This window comes from Alcanivorax sp. HI0044 (genome assembly GCF_001634945.1).
The window spans coordinates 1-677 of the sequence record NZ_LWEZ01001741.1 but is presented as its reverse complement, the minus strand read 5'-3'; the positions used below and the strand labels follow the sequence as shown (position 1 = coordinate 677).

The 677-nt window shown below is 60.6% G+C and carries 2 pseudogenes; both read right to left on the bottom strand.

From position 1 onward, the window contains the following. Positions 1-217, bottom strand: a pseudogene (locus A3730_RS26135) (hypothetical protein); the annotation flags it as partial. 78 nt (positions 218-295) lie between these two features. After that, positions 296-677 (bottom strand): annotated as a pseudogene (locus A3730_RS26130) (FAD-dependent oxidoreductase); the annotation flags it as partial.

Here is a 677-nt window from a genome sequence, read left to right as displayed (position 1 = left end):
TCTTGAAGTTCAGGGTCACGGTGGGCTCACTGTGAATGCCGGCCTTGGATACCACCTTGCCGGGCATAAAATGAAAACTGCGCGCCGGCTTGCCCGCGAAAGTCCGCCACTGCATCACCACATTGCGGTTCTCCAGTTGCTTTTGAAAGCCAGCGTTACGCGACGCCAGCCAGCGCAGCCGCCAACCGAGCACCAGCAAAACCAGTGAAAACTTCATGGGCCGTCCTTAATCAAATCAGCAACACGCCACATGCTACACGCACCACCGGTGTGATACGTGAAGCCTGTTGCGTCCCTACGGCATGACTGCCGGCAGTTCCTTGTTGAGCTTCATCTTCTCTTTCACCGCTTCACCGGTGAGGGCGTAGCCCAGCAGGCTGCCGTCCTTGCCACGGAACAGGGCTTGTACGGTGTTGCCATCCGCTTCCACTTCCCAATCGCCTTCGCTGCCGTCCGCAGCAGGGCAGACCACCACCGGGCACGCCGGGGTCTTGATGGTCACCGGCATGACGCCGTAGCTGACTTCAGTGGTATCGCCGGCCAGGGTTTTCGCCAGGGCACGGGCGGAGGCCATCAGCGGCAGGACGTAGGGCAGCACATGACCCTGTACTTCGGCGCAGTCACCCAGCGCATAGATGTCGTCCGCGCTGGTACGCAAGGTCTTGTCGGTGAGGATG